Here is a 13,808-nt window from a genome sequence, read left to right as displayed (position 1 = left end):
TATAGCGCGAGCAACGACTAAAAAGCAACGAAGAGGCAGTAATCTCTTATAACAATTGCAGACACTAGAAACGTGATATTTATGCTGTTTTATCCGATTTTATGACAACTGCCTAAAATGCAGAAACGTTTACAGATCGATCTCGACTATGCGCTCTAAAAGAGTACAGCCTTTAGTCACTGTCATAAGAGAAACGTTTCTAGAGAGAGCTAAAAAAAACGCACTGAGGAGAATCAGTGCGTAAATTATTTAAGAAAAGTTTGAAAAGTAGCCTATATATGGCAATCGTCTACATGGCAATTACGTTTATGATAACACTCTTGTATCAGTTGAGACCATTAATCTGTGAGGTCAGACGATCGGCGATCTGAAGGCCTGCAGCGTCATCTTTAGCGCTGTTTATACGCATACCGCTTGATAAACGCTGATATGTGGTAGTGAGCTGATTCTGGACGTTGCCTAAGTAGCGCTGGCCTTGAAGGGCTGAGTAATTGGTATTAACGTAGACTGCCATGAGTAATTCCTCTTTTGTAATTCACTCAGCGCAGTCAAATTGTAAGATACCGCAAACTGCAAGACGTCCTTGGCTGGCTTAGTGTTTTGTTCTTCTACTCTTGTATATCGTGAAGAGACCAAGAAACTTAACAGAGTGGCAAAGCTTTTAACAGCTAAAGCATGGCATTTTACAAGATATGCCGTAAGTATCAGCTTTTACTAGTAAAGCCAAAAAGGATTATTTAGCAGCTTTCACGACGAACTGCATGACTTAAAGACAGTTGCGTTTACACTAATTCACGCAATTAGAAATAAGCGCTGGATAGCCATTCCACAAAAAGCAAAAAAGCCCTAGGACACACAAAGTGTTCTAGAGCTTTTTCAAATCAAGCACTAATTTAGCTTAGTGCGAAAGTATTAGCCTAAGAGGCTTAAGCCAAGCTGAGGACGGGTATTTGCCTGCATCAGCATGGAGGCTGCAGCCTGCTGAATAATGGACTGCTGAGATAAGTTAGCAGACTCTTCAGCAAAGTCAGCATCACGGATACGTGAGCGTGCGTCAGCTTCGTTAGCAGCAACATTAGACTGGTTGCGGATAGATGACTCTAAACGGTTCTGGATCGCGCCAAGGTCGGCACGCATGCCGTCTACCTTGCTGATCATAGTGTCCATCACCTCAACAAGAGCACCAATAGACTCGGCACCATTATCTGTCTTAGCTGTTGATAGTGAAACAGTAATTGAGCCTGCATCGGTTTTGAAAACTTTACCAGCAGCATCGCCAATCAAGTCACTAGTTGCTAACTTTGAAAACATTACAGATTCCATCGAGAAGCTGATGGTATCGCCTTTATTGGAGCCAACTTGTAATGTAATGGTACCAGTATCACCTGCAGGTGCAGCTTTACCAGCACCACCAGCTGGATCGCCGAAGATAGAGCCGGCAATAAGACCATTTAAAACTGTCTTACCTGCAAAGGTTGTTTTCTGAGCAATACGGTTCACTTCGTTTGACAGTGACTCCATCTCTTTGCCAATTGCTTTACGATCATCAGCAGTATTGGTTCCGTTATTGGCCTGGACAGCTAATGTACGGATTTTCTGGAGCATGCCAGAGATCTCGTCCATACCAGCTTCCATGGTCTGAGCAAGGGCGATACCGTCGGATGCGTTGCGGTTGCCCTGGTTGAGACCATTAATCTGGGATGTTAAACGATCTGCGATCTGGAGGCCAGCAGCGTCATCTTTAGCGCTGTTAATACGCATACCGCTTGATAGGCGCTGGTATGTAGTAGTGAGCTGGTTCTGGACGTTGCCTAAGTAGCGCTGGCCCTGAAGGGCTGAGTAGTTGGTGTTTACATAAACTGCCATTTGAGTCTACCCCTTACGATTAGCCTAAGAGGCTTAAGCCAAGCTGTGGACGGGTGTTGGCCTGCATCAGCATGGAAGCTGCAGCCTGCTGGATGATGGACTGCTGAGATAAGTTAGCAGACTCTTCAGCAAAGTCAGCATCGCGGATACGTGAGCGAGCATCGGCTTCGTTAGCAGCAACATTAGACTGGTTGCGGATAGATGACTCTAAACGGTTCTGGATCGCGCCAAGGTCGGCACGTGCAGCGTCAACCTTTGCAATCATTCCATCCATAGCCTCGATCAGAGTTTGATTGTCTGTGGCCTCAGTAAATGCAATTGTAATAACGCCATTATCAATGCCGATTGGCTTTCCCTTTGCTGCAGCTGCATCAATTAAGCCATTTTTGCCAGCAGCTGATGCGATCATTGAGAACATGTAGCTTCTCATTTCAAATGAGATAGTATCTCCTTTGTTAGAGCCTACCTGTAAAGTGAGCTTACCAGTAGAGCCAACAGCAGCATTTTGACCAGCACCTTCATAGATACCATCTGTTTTCTGATAACCTTTCAGAATCTTCTTGCCAGCAAAGGTAGTCTGATCTGCAATACGTGAGATTTCATTGGCAAGTGCAGAGGCTTCCTTTGATAGGGCTTTACGATCTTCTAATGTATTTGTGCCGTTGGATGCCTGAACTGCAAGTGTACGGATCTTCTGCAGCATGCCTGACATTTCGTCCATACCAGCTTCGATGGTCTGAGCTAAAGCAATACCGTCAGCAGCGTTACGATTGCCCTGGTTGAGACCATTAATCTGGGATGTTAAGCGATCGGCGATCTGGAGGCCTGCAGCGTCATCTTTTGCGCTGTTAATACGCATACCGCTTGATAAGCGCTGGTAGGTAGTAGTTAATGAGTTCTGAACATTGCCTAAGTAGCGCTGGCCTTGAAGGGCTGAGTAATTGGTGTTTACATAGACTGCCATGTGATACTCCTTACTTTGACAACTTGCTGTAAGTCCAAAGTGAAGTTTCACAGCAGTTGATCAAATGTTTGTTTGATCGATAAATTGAATCAATCTTCTAACCATCTGTTCGATGTGGTGTATCTAGGGGAGTACCAACACATATAAAGCATGTATAAGTAAGTTGTTGAAACATGCATGTGTTTGGGATTTATGCGCTAAAATCCTTGCATGGAAACGTTCCGACCTGTAAATGCTCAATGTCTTTTGATGTTGTGTTAAATTGGTTGTATCTATTGAAAATTATTTTCAAAAATACAAAAAAATCATGAAATACGAAAAAGGCCGGGTCGGTTAGGACGCGGCCTTTGTCAAGACACAGTGTGATGGACACTGTTTAACGTGGTGCTAGGTGCTGCACGGAGCACCGACGTTGCTTGTTAGGTGGGTAGTAGGCTAAATGCTACTTTCTCTTGGCATCGAGTACAAAACCACCCTTGCCATCAGGACTGTAGTGAACGCCGTTAGGGCCGTTATAGCCGCCAGCGCCATCTTCTGTCACAATGCCAGCTGGAGTCTTTAAGATACCCTCACCACTATTGAAAATCACGCCATCAGGACCAGTGAAGGTACCGTCGCCCCCTGACATATAAAGATTGCCGAGGTTGTCAGTATAGTTACCTGCACCATCAGGAGTAATAGTCTCAGGAATTTCAACATCAGCTGCTGCAGCGATGCCAATAAAGCCTGTACATGCTAAAACGCATGTTGTCAAACAAAGTTGTTTAAACAGCTTCATACAAAGACCATCCCTTGTAAATTGCTCTATCAATTACAGCTCTCATGAGCTCTAGGCATTTTAGTGGATTTTTACTGTCAATGCCTAGATTTGACAGCACACCTAATAACAATCTAATTACAACACTTTTTGTACGCTATGACCGTGCATACAACTCATTTTAAGCATACGTAAAAAGTCTGTATGAATCAAAAAATGCGGCACATTGCCTTATGTATTAGTGTTATAGCGATTGCAAAGAAACTGATTAGACATCAGAGTGCTGTAGCACCCTGATGGAGTTACAGGTAAGTGCGCTTAAACTTCTTGAGATCATCGCTATCAATGTTCAAGCGAGAGCCAATGTGTTTAATGCAACATGCTGCTAATTCATGGCCAGCTTCAATGGCGTTATGCAGTGGCTTGCCTTTGATTAAAGAGGCAATGATACCGGCACTATGGCAATCGCCAGCACCAGTTGCATCCACCACTGGTAGAGGCTTGATACTAAAGTTATAGCAGCGTGACTTATACGCTACCATGCAGCCATCCTTATCTAGAGACACGATAACAGGGGCACTAGTGCGACTTGAGAGGCTCATGATGCCCTTGTAAATGTCTCTTTGACCAGTAAAGAGCTCAAGCTCCATACGGTTGCAGTGCACGATAGGATTTAAAGAAAGTAGGATCTCAATAGCCTCAGGGCTGATGTACTCTAATCTTGCACCTGCATCAAAGAACACGACCACCTTACCTAAGAGGTTTTGCTCTTGTAACTTCTCTTTTAAGCGGCTTAAGTAGATTTCGCCACTCTTGGCAAAAAGATCAAAGCCTGAGACGTAGATAAGAGCGGTCTTACTCAGATCAAGATCATCAAACCACTCAGCTTTGGCATGGTTCTCAATGCCTGGAACAGTTACGAAAGTGCGCTCACCATTGCGATCGACCATGCATAAGCAATAGCCGCAGTCATACTTGACTGTCTCATCAATGATGAAGTTGCTCTCATCATAACCATCGCTTAAGAGCTGAGCTTTAATGAGATCAGCATATGGGCCATTGCCCATTGGGACTTTGAGCTGATGGGTAATGTCCAAAGTTCTTAAAGCGTGAGCTACATTTAATGGACAACCACCAACGCCCTTGTTGAGCTCACGAGCATGAGCATCACCGCCAGTTTCAGGCACCTTATCAAGGCCTAAAGTGACATCTACAAAAGCGCCACCAAAGAGTAAGACATTAGCTTCAGGACGCTCCTCAAGTATCTCGCTAAGTGAATAGTTGAGCTCGTTTTCAGGGTAGGTCTTAAAGCCTGCCTTGAAAGCACGAAGCACTTCTAAGTAGTCCTTTGGGGAGCCTAAGTGGTACTTGTCAGTGAAGGTACTCTGCAGTCTAAAGATGAAAGAATCGGTGACGATACCTAAATCTTTCTTGGAGTAATCAAAGAGGTTTTCAAGGCTCAGATGATCATCCCAGTGCAGTACCAAGATCTCGTCGAGTTCAGGGTGTTTGCTGCGAGCTTGAGGTGAGAAGCAAATGTAGCCATTGCCGTTCACATATGGAATTTGACCGACGCACTCCAGATCAACTTGCTTGTATTCACTTGCGTTGATGGCATCAGAAGAGTCCATTTGCTCTACATTAGACTCGACGTTGTCTTGGCAGCCCTCTGAGTCAAGGTGAGGCTCACTCATCATGTCAGTGTCATCGATGATAAGTGGCTCATCTTGGGTTTCAATGTCTGCTGTAAACTGAGCGTCCTTAGGCGCATAGACATCGACATAGATGCCGTTGACCTTGAACACAAGGCTATCTTTGAGACGTTGCAAATAAGCTGCAGCAAACTCTGGATTGTCAAACTTAGTAGTCGGCAATCCAGCCTTAACTAAAGCAGGTGAAAGGCTGCTGTCACTGTCAGTAAGCTCTTTAAGACCATCTGAGCATAGCTGTTTAAACTCCTCATCGGACTCCACCTCTACACGGCTCTTAACGATCTCAGTGTAGCAAGGCATGGAAGTATAAGCTCCCATCTCCTTAAGAGCAGCAACAGCTGGCTCAGAGTCGGATAAATCAGCACTTTGTTGCAACAGACGATGCTCAACATCCTCTGGTGGGGATTGGTAGAGACGGAAATCGTCATCATCAATCTCAACTCGTGGATAGAAGAAAATCTTATCCTGGTCAAAGAAGATGTGATACTCATTGAGCTTAGGATTAACCTTTAGGTACTCTTCATCTAAACGCACCCAGCCACACAGACTGCCTGGGATTTGAGAGACGAGCGTGCCTGCAAAGCGACCATTGTCATCAAGGAGCATATAGCCAGACAGATGGTCATGCTTAAGCTGCAGACATAAAGCAGGGTGCTCAACTAAAGCATCGATTTGTGAGCCATCAGGAGCTAAGAATGAACGACAGCCTGCTGCTGGATCACAATCGCGAGCAAAGACACCAATGTTCTCTTTACCTTCAAAGGCATCATGTACAGCCGCATCCACCATTGCCTCAGCTGCATCTTCAAAGTCAGCAGTATCGAGCGGATCGACATTAGCAATGTCGTTAGACTCATCTACAGATGCAATTGGAGTGGTTTGACTAACTGCCTCAAGTACTTTGTTAAGGTAGTCCGTATCAAAGCGCTGCATGCCGAACTCTTCAAAGTTCGGATCATCAGGGTAAGAGTAGGCATCAAAGTATTCAAAAGTGCCGTTGTGGTAACGCACAATTAAATACTGCAGCTCTGGATGCAGACCAATGTACATTGGCTCAAAGAGTACCCAGCCATTGTCCTTAGTGCCAATAAAGCTACCAGCGTAGACCTCAGTGCAGCTAGATTGATTCTCCGCGCAGCACTCATAGGCAAATACGCATAACTGACCATCCTTTGGGGCAAGCTTTAAATTGAGCTTAGGAGGGTTGTTAATTGGCATTGAAGCCTGAGCAGAGCTTGATGAGCCTGAGTGCTCTTGAGCATCATCGATCATGCGCTCTAAGAAGCCGCCTGAGTTCTTCTCTAACTGCTCCTCAATTTGCATATCTAAGCGCTGATCTGATACCAATAAGTCTTCATCATCAGCTGGTGATGGGCCTAGATCATAGGCTGATGGTGAGCTTTGTAAGGTCAGTTCAGATGCATCAAAACTATTATCTGCGCCAATATCACCATCAAAGTTGGTGATATTGCCTGAGTCTAAATCTGATACAAAGGAGCCATGAGAGGTCTGTGCATCAAAAGGATCAATACCATCTAAATCAGACTCGTTAGGCTCTTCGATAACACAATCATTGGCAGTACTTAAGTTAGCATCGCCAACTATGGCACGAGTAATAGGCAGTGACATATCTGATTGAGTATCGCTAAGCTCTAACTCAACTTGGGCATCAGAGTCATCTAACAGTGGCTCATTGTTGTGGATAACAGCATTGATTTCTTCTTGAGCTGCTTGAATTTCTGTATCGCTAACAACAGGCTCTTCTTCATAAATATAATCAGTGACGCTTAAGGAAGAGCGATCAAGCTTAGCAGTAGCGTCCTTGTTCATCTTTAAAAATGAGTAGATGAAGAAGTCTGGTGTCTGAGCAAACGCCTTTTCTGTCTCTTCATTGACGTTATAGAACCATAACTTGTCATTGTATGAATAGACATAGAAGTCGGACAGATATGGGCGTGGAGTTAAGTACTCTGTTTCAAAGCACAACCAACCTTCTTTACCAAAGGACACAATGCTGCCAGCTAGCGTGTCGATCTTATTTACTAAGATGCCATTTTCACGCTTTGGAGTGTAGTAACCAAAGCCGCCATTTTTATTTTCAGATGGAATGAGATTGAGCTTTGGGCCGTCCTTTAATGATGAAATTCCACACAGCACAAAGCTTTGGCCATCTTCTGCTAAGATGCCAAATGGCTTTTGCTTAGCTTTTAAAGCAAGCACATCAAGCTCAATACCAGCGCTACTAGAGGTAGTATCGCTTGTAGATGTATAAGCGCTTGAGGTACTTACATTGGTAGTATGCTCTGCATAAGGATTTAGCTGAGTTTGATCAAACTCTGATGCTGAGCCACTCTCTTGAGTCGATGGGCTATTAGCTTGTAAGTTATACTGATCTTCATAGCTTAGTGAAGCCTCATCATTATCAATTAAGCTGCTGCTTTCCTTATTGCCACAATCTAAAGCATCATCCTCGTCATACGGAATAACAGCATCGGCTGCATCAATGCCATCTAAAAGCATCTTTTCTACAAAGGCATCGAAAATTTCAGGGCCATTGTTCTTAACGAAGGTAATTGCTCTGCATGGCGCAGCAATGTGACTGTAGCCTCTTCGCTCGTAGAGGTTTAATGCTATCTCGTAATTAATGAAGTCAAGACACTGCTGGAGTTGATCAATAAAATTGTCTTTGTGTTCCCAATCTTCTGTGTAGAATAATTCTTTTAGATAGTTTCTTGTAATTGGACTTGTATAGTCACTACTTGCAAGTAACTCTAAATTGATGAAGTGCTCATAAAGGATGGTGCTGCGTGCGTCATCTAAATTCTCAACATCTACTCCATCTATAAGATCCACAAATATCTCGTGAAGCACGGACAACATTTTGAGGCTATTTTCAAAAGTACGTTGTCTAAGTTGAGATTTGAGCTCAGGAGAGAACTTAGGGCCAAGATCATCCTCTGAAAAAGTGTAGTGGCGGGCAAGCCAGAACATCCCATCTCCAGGGAAGGTAGCGTCTGTGTCATAGATACGCAGGCGATTACCGTCCATGTAGCCATAGCGATAGATAAGCTCTGGATGTTTTTCTAAGAAACTTGGTTCAAATATTACCCAGCCAGTCTTTTGGGCAGGGGTCATGATTTTGCCTACTACATCGCCCTTAGCTTTGGACTTGGATTTACGTGATTTGCTCTTTTTCTTGGACGCTGTATTGTCTTCTTCAAGCTCAAGTACTGAATAGCGATTGCCCTCAATCTTTACTGCTTTAACCGGGGCATTGTAAATATCGCTTAATGGCTTGATAGAACTTTGTGCAATAGCTGTTGCGCTTGGGATTTCATCATGTAGGTTTAGATAGAGTGCTAAACCATGTGCTCTTGTTCTTGAAGGAATTAAGCAGCTAAGTAGTTTGCGTATGGCTTTGTGCACATTTGGATAGCCAACCATGCAAGCTTCAGCATTAAAGTAGTGCAGAACACCGTCGTAACTTAAGATGGTGTAATTGGCAAACTCTGGATAGTGATAACAGAAAATATTATTGAGCAGCAATACTTCAATTTTTTCACTATATGAAACTGTAACAAAGTGGCCAATAGCAGTATCGTATTTGCCAAAGATGGCTGATTTTATAGGCGTCTTAAGTAAACTTGCACTAATGCAGCGAAATGCAAAATCAATTTTAAGATCAGGATGTTCACGCAATGAGGCATGCTCAACGCCATCAAAGGTTAAGAGAGTCTTCGGCTCGAATGACTCATCTTCTTTAATGGTATTGATAACTTCATCTAAGGATAAGCAATCAATCAGATTACTAATTGGGCTTAGAGAATAGTCGCCGTTATTTTTCGCAGACTCAATCTCAACTAACTCATTTACCTTATCCGTCAACCCATGGATGGCAAAGGCTTTAAGGACAGTCTCGGTATAATGAGGGTGTTCATCAAATTTTAAGAAATTTTGCGGTACAAAAAATCGAGCTAAAGCAGAGAAAATACTTTCATTAGTAAAAGTTTTAAGCTTCGGATCCTCAACTTGAAGAACACTGGTAATTTTGTTGGCAAAGTCGAAAAGATAGTAGTTATCGCACTCTACGTCTGTAGTTAGACCACGTCTGCTCGCTTCAACAATTTTATCCTTGACTAGTTTGTAACTAAGACACTTGATGTTTGGGTGCTCGTTAATAAAGAAAGGATCAAGGATAATGTAGCCTTCGGATAGATGGTCATATACATAGCCAGCGTATATTTTAACGGCATAGAGCTCTTCGACATCCATTGTAGACACGTCTACATGGTTATCATTTTGCTCTTCTTGCTCTTCGATAGCATCAACTTCTTCATCATTAACTAAAGCCTTGCTATGCTCCGCATTCATAACAGGATCTGCTTTAGTAGGACGAATAGTTAAAGCATCAGATAAAGCCATAGCTAGAGGGCTAGACTTAGATGACACCATAGCGTCAACATAAGAGAGCGCATCTTTGGCTAAAGTTTTAGCGCGATCAAAACGTGATTTATCAAGCGTATGTCTTCTCAGTGCTTTAACAAAAGCTGAATCTAAAGTCTTAGCTTCAGTTACAAGACCGCTGCTCTCAGCGCCTTCAGGAATATGATCCTTATCGGTGAGCTTGATGTAGAAGATCTCAGTACGGTTCTTCTCTTCATTACGCGAAATCGAGTACTTAACATTCGCTAAGCTTTGGATTGGTGACAGTAAGTCACGGTTATTTGGGTCAAACTTCATTTTTTGCGGAGCCCTGAGAAAACCAAGGGTATATATCGAAGCTATCCACGCCTCTATCATTAAAGAAGCGGCATGGAGATTAGGTTTAAGTCATTATTGTACGGCATTTGCTATCAATGCATAGCAAAAGTGCAAAAAAGATCATAACTGCACTAGAGATAAGTACTCATATTGCAACCATCTAACAGTACTAAATAACCAAAACACAGCTACAGCACTACCATAGTCAGCACTGTAGCCGTACACAAGCACAATTTAGGCTAAAAGTAAGCATTTGCGACACATGATCTTGGTATTGTGATCGCTCTCAAACGAACTAACGCTATTTCAAACGCCATCAGCGCATGCATCCAATCGATCAACACACAACCAGGATCACCGCACTAGCCTAAAAAAAGCGTAACAATCACACGCTCCAATCATCCCAATACCACGCAAGCAACAATCAAATGCCAATGAAGAGATCAGAGAGCATTCAACAAAGCAAACGAAACTAAGCCGATCACAGCACAGCCTAGCCCAGATAGGCCTAGGCTGGCCAATACAAGCCAATATAAGCCAAGGCCAGCCAATACAAGCCAAGATAAGCTAAACAACAAGCCACGCAAGTAGCACTAGCAGTCCATGCACAAGGATCAGAACAGTTAACAGCCATTGCTGCTGCAGCAAGATAAAAAATGGCCATACATGAACTGGACGTTGACTTGCGCACGCTAAAAGCAGTCTGTTAAGGCAAAGTGCAAGAAGAGATGAGAGAAATTCTGGACAGAATAGAGAGGGGACTTTGAAAAGTAGTGGCTGATCTCGCTATACAAGGTAGCTATAGCGAGATCAGCCAGAAAGGAAAAAGGATGGCAAGGTAGTGGGGCAATTAACAGCTACTACTCGTCTAAGAGGTAACCGCCATTGCCATCTGGGCTATAGACATAGCCATCATCGGTGACCCAATTGCCTGATCCATCTGGGGTGATAAGTCCATCATCGGGAGTAATGTATGAGCCGTCTGATTGCTTGTATAAAGTGAAGTCTGGGCCTTTGAGATTGCCATAAGTATCAGGCACATAAGTTCTGCCCAAATCGTCTTGATAGTTGCCACCTGAGTCTTTCCAAACGTGAGATGGCAGCATGTCATCGCTAGCTTGGGCACTAAGAGCTGTCGATAAGAGCACAGCGCACACTGGCACAGAGATAAACATAGAGATTGAGTGTTTCATAATCCACCCCCAAAGCTAGTTGTTCAAACGCAAAAACTATCTAATAGCCGAGCTTAGCTAAGCGTAGATATACCACATATCAAATAGGCTAAACGCGTATATTTATTAAATTTGTCTGTAAAATTGATCGTTTGTCTAAACACTTATGAGCAATATCACACCCTTGCACCATCACTTGCAGATAGCAAAGTAAATCGCACTATAGCTTTGCGCCTTCACAGGCAAGATCATTGACCAAACTAAAACACAAGCAATCCAGGCAAAAGTCACATCCCACCCCTCAAATCTAATGCTACAAACAGCAGTGAAAGTGGCACAAACCTAAAAGCCTAAAGGCGTAATCAATACAAAATCAAAATCATTTGCGGTACCCAAGGTAAGACTCACGCAGCGCTTACGCCACTAAAAGATGCGTGGGTGGTGATTGCGTATTTATGTCTAAAGATTAATCAACATCACGAGAGTCGCCTTGCTGAGAGTGGTGACTTGTCTTTACATTGCAATGCATAGAGTTCCCTTTCCTTGAATCGCAAAACGACAAATCTGACTTACCCGAGTACCTGCTGCAAAGAGTCAGCTGCAGAAGAAAGATGGCAGGCAGTAAGGCAGCGCTGCAGGGATCTTGGTAGCAATGAGGTTAGGTTGAAGGTTAACAAAAGCTGATGGACATGATGAATTTTGCAGTGTGGTGGCGGGAATGCGTGGAATTAGAGAAGGGCTGCAGTGCTTCTTTGCGGAATATTGCGCTAAGTTGTGGATCATATTTGTGCAAAATTGGTTGTGGCTTAAGATTTTGAACTAAATTGGATCAAAATTGAAAGAGAGGAGAAATTTTGCACCAGTGCAATGCAGGGGACGGCAGGATTAGGTGGTGATGACAAAAGCGCATGTATATGGGCTTTTATGGAAGTTGTGTTTGTCTTTAGTGGCGTTTAAGTGACTTTTTAGAAGATCGGCTGGTACTTTTCAACAATCAGTTCATACATATAATGAATCTAAGTTTCGAACACAGTTGATCACAGAATATGTTTTAAACATGTGCGAGTGAAGATCAACTGAAATGGTCGTAGTTACTTCAAATCAGACTATTTAGTTGAGGTAAGAAGTGCTGGACACTCAAGTGCACTTTCTTGCTATGGGTAACAACAAGCAAAATACAGGGAGCAAGGCTTAGTTAGCTAAGCGATCAAATCTAGTAAGGCATGTGAATGCTGCTAGCTTTATCTAAATGCAACTTAGTCTTGTGGTTAGCTGAGTTTGAAACTTACTAATGAGGCAGACGCTTTGTTCTGGGCTAAATGAATATAGTCCATGACAAGAGGTTCAATCTGCCCTTGCCATGTTTAGTTGTCCAAATGGACAGTCATGCTTCTCTTGTTAAATGAGTTTTGGCTATGAATTTACACGAGTATCAAAGTAAGGAGCTACTGCGCTCCTACGGTTTACCGATTGCTGACTTCCACGTTAGCACCAAGGCCTTAGGCATCGGTAAGTTTGCATATGAGCTATCCCCAGGCCCATTTGTATGCAAATGCCAGGTTCATGCTGGCGCTCGTGGTAAAGCCGGCGGCGTTGCCGTAGTGAACTCTCCAGCTGAGGCCGAGGCATTTGCCGCTAAGTGGTTAGGCTCTCGTTTAGTTACCAATCAAACTGGTCCTGAGGGCAAGCTGGTTTCCCGTATTTTAATTGAAAGAGCTACCCAAACCGTTCGTGAGCTCTATGTAGGCGCTACTATTGACCGTACTACCTCAAATCTGACCATCATGGCAGCTGAGGGTGGTATGTCAATTGAAGAAATGGCCGCTCAAGATTCCTCACGTATCTTAAAGTGCAATATCGATTTATTAACCGGCCCACAGCCTTACCAAGGTAGAGATTTAGCCTATAAGTTAGGTCTCAAGGGCAAGCAGGTTAACGAGTTTGCCAAGATCTTTATGGGTATCTCACGTGCATTTATTGACCTTGATTTGTCATTAGTTGAGATTAATCCACTGGCCGTTACTACTGAAGGCTCTTTAGTCTGCTTAGATGCCAAGATTAACCTTGACTCATATGCTCTGTACCGTCACCCAGATTTATTAGAGCTTGATGATCCATCTCAAGAAGATCCACGTATTGCACGTGCAGTAGCTTCTAACTTCTCATACGTTCCTTTAACTGGCTCCATCGGTTGCTTAGTTAACGGTGCTGGCCTTGCAATGGGCACTATGGACATCATCAAGGCATGTGGCGGCGAGCCTGCTAACTTCCTTGACGTAGGCGGTACTGCTACTAAAGAGCGTGTAATGGAGGCTTTCAAGATCATCTTGGAAGATTCCAACGTTAAGTGCATCTTTGTAAACATCTTCGGCGGTATCGTACGTTGCGATCTCATTGCTGAAGGTATTTTGGGTGCAGTACATGAAGTAGGTACCAAGGTTCCTGTAGTAGTGCGTCTTGAGGGTAACCACGCTAAAGAAGGTGGTGAAATCCTCTCAGGTAGTGGCTTAGACATCACTGCAGCGCAAGGCCTGCGTGAGGCTGCCATGCTCGCAGTAGAGAAGGCTTCCGCCTAA

Annotated in this window: 6 protein-coding genes and 1 pseudogene; 1 reads left to right on the top strand and 6 read right to left on the bottom strand. The window is 43.6% G+C overall.

Annotated elements, in window-relative coordinates:
• Positions 1-328: 328 nt before the first annotated feature.
• The 6 genes and pseudogenes from H524_RS0107575 to H524_RS0107545 all read right to left on the bottom strand — a co-directional run.
• Positions 329-514, bottom strand: a pseudogene (locus H524_RS0107575) (flagellin N-terminal helical domain-containing protein); the annotation flags it as partial.
• A 398-nt stretch (positions 515-912) separates the two neighbouring features.
• A complete protein-coding gene (locus H524_RS0107570; RefSeq protein WP_027939790.1) occupies positions 913-1,866 on the bottom strand; it encodes a flagellin N-terminal helical domain-containing protein in 954 nt (317 codons plus the stop codon).
• 19 nt (positions 1,867-1,885) lie between these two features.
• Positions 1,886-2,830 carry a flagellin N-terminal helical domain-containing protein gene (locus tag H524_RS0107565; RefSeq protein ID WP_027939789.1) on the bottom strand — a complete coding sequence of 315 codons (945 nt, stop codon included), beginning with the start codon at positions 2,828-2,830 and terminating at the stop codon, positions 1,886-1,888.
• Positions 2,831-3,272: 442 nt separating this feature from the next.
• Positions 3,273-3,608 carry a hypothetical protein gene (locus tag H524_RS0107560; RefSeq protein ID WP_027939788.1) on the bottom strand — a complete coding sequence of 112 codons (336 nt, stop codon included), beginning with the start codon at positions 3,606-3,608 and terminating at the stop codon, positions 3,273-3,275.
• Between the two features lie 281 nt (positions 3,609-3,889).
• Complete coding sequence (locus tag H524_RS0107555) at positions 3,890-10,039, bottom strand: carbohydrate kinase family protein (RefSeq protein WP_027939787.1); 6,150 nt, start codon at positions 10,037-10,039, stop codon at positions 3,890-3,892.
• 881 nt (positions 10,040-10,920) lie between these two features.
• Positions 10,921-11,253 (bottom strand): hypothetical protein, encoded by a 333-nt coding sequence (locus tag H524_RS0107545; protein WP_027939786.1) that lies wholly within the window; start codon positions 11,251-11,253, stop codon positions 10,921-10,923.
• A 1,394-nt stretch (positions 11,254-12,647) separates the two neighbouring features.
• Here H524_RS0107545 and sucC point away from each other — a divergent pair.
• Complete coding sequence (sucC, locus tag H524_RS0107540; protein ID WP_027939785.1) at positions 12,648-13,808, top strand: ADP-forming succinate--CoA ligase subunit beta; 1,161 nt, start codon at positions 12,648-12,650, stop codon at positions 13,806-13,808.

Origin of the sequence: Anaerobiospirillum succiniciproducens DSM 6400, from assembly GCF_000482845.1 — a bacterium.
In the GTDB taxonomy this organism is placed as follows: Bacteria; Pseudomonadota; Gammaproteobacteria; order Enterobacterales; family Succinivibrionaceae; genus Anaerobiospirillum; species Anaerobiospirillum succiniciproducens.
This window is presented reverse-complemented; position numbering and strand designations above follow the sequence as displayed.

Coding starts and splice junctions, on each gene's coding strand:
- H524_RS0107560 (WP_027939788.1), bottom strand. CDS start 3,608: ATGAAGCTGTTTAAACAACTTTGTTTGACAACATGCGTTTTAGCATGT.
- H524_RS0107545 (WP_027939786.1), bottom strand. CDS start 11,253: ATGAAACACTCAATCTCTATGTTTATCTCTGTGCCAGTGTGCGCTGTG.
- sucC (WP_027939785.1), top strand. CDS start 12,648: ATGAATTTACACGAGTATCAAAGTAAGGAGCTACTGCGCTCCTACGGT.
- H524_RS0107565 (WP_027939789.1), bottom strand. CDS start 2,830: ATGGCAGTCTATGTAAACACCAATTACTCAGCCCTTCAAGGCCAGCGC.
- H524_RS0107555 (WP_027939787.1), bottom strand. CDS start 10,039: ATGAAGTTTGACCCAAATAACCGTGACTTACTGTCACCAATCCAAAGC.
- H524_RS0107570 (WP_027939790.1), bottom strand. CDS start 1,866: ATGGCAGTTTATGTAAACACCAACTACTCAGCCCTTCAGGGCCAGCGC.